The sequence below is a fragment of the Pseudomonas sp. HMWF006 genome (genome assembly GCF_003061205.1).
Classification (GTDB): Bacteria; Pseudomonadota; Gammaproteobacteria; order Pseudomonadales; family Pseudomonadaceae; genus Aquipseudomonas; species Aquipseudomonas monsensis.
Genome location: NZ_QAIU01000611.1, coordinates 3,005 through 3,987, shown reverse-complemented (window position 1 = coordinate 3,987; position 983 = coordinate 3,005). Strand labels below are relative to the sequence as shown.

Here is a 983-nt window from a genome sequence, read left to right as displayed (position 1 = left end):
CATTCGATTGATGCGCCGGAGCCGATCTTCGGCCTCGCCGTCACCGGTCTGGTGGAAAAGCGTCATATGAAACGCAACGACACCGCCACCGCCGGTTGCCTGCTGTACCTGACCAAACCCCTGGGCATCGGCATCCTCACCACCGCCGAGAAAAAGGGCAAGTTGCGTCCTGGCGATGTTGGCGTGGCCCGCGACTGGATGTGCACGCTGAACAAACCCGGCAGCCGCTTCGGCAAACTCGCCGGCGTGACGGCGATGACCGATGTCACCGGTTTCGGCCTGCTCGGCCACCTGGTGGAAATGGCCGACGGTAGCCAGCTTACCGCACGCATCGCCTACGACCGCGTGCCGCGTCTGGACAGCGTTGAGTATTACCTCGATCAGGGCTGCGTACCCGGCGGTACGTTGCGCAACTTCGACAGTTATTCAAGCAAGGTCGGCCGCGTGCAGGAATTGCACAAACGGCTGTTGTGCGACCCGCAAACCAGCGGCGGTCTGTTGATTGCCGTCACGCCTGAGGGCAATAACGAGTTCCTCGCCGTCGCCGCCGAACTGGGCCTGAACCTTGAGCCAATCGGCGAACTGGTTGAGCGACAGACGAACGCAGTCGAGGTGATTTGATGCACCGCGATTGCACCGACTACCGTGACATTTTCCTCAACGACCGGCCGCTGATGGACGCCCGCGCGCCAGTCGAGTTTCACAAGGGCGCGTTCCCCGGCGTGATCAATCTGCCGCTGATGAATGACATCGAGCGGCAGAGGATCGGCACCTGTTACAAGCAGCATGGGCAACAGGCTGCTATCGAACTGGGCCATCAACTGGTGTCCGGCACGGTCAAGGCCGAGCGTATTCAAGCCTGGGCCGATTTTGCCCGGGCCCACCCCGATGGTCTTATCTATTGTTTTCGAGGCGGTTTGCGTTCGCAGATCACCCAACAGTGGCTGCACGACGAGGCCGGCATCGACTATCCGCGTGTCGGC

At 61.4% G+C, this 983-nt stretch carries 1 protein-coding gene and 1 pseudogene; both read left to right on the top strand.

Features of this window, described 5'->3' with window-relative positions; all coding sequences use genetic code 11:
* Window positions 1-621: selenide, water dikinase SelD (selD, locus tag DBR24_RS28560; RefSeq protein ID WP_256591937.1), on the top strand; the 621-nt coding region annotated here is incomplete at its 5' end.
* A pseudogene (locus tag DBR24_RS34230) lies at window positions 621-983 on the top strand (tRNA 2-selenouridine(34) synthase MnmH); the annotation flags it as partial. The gene selD and the pseudogene DBR24_RS34230, both read left to right, overlap by 1 nt.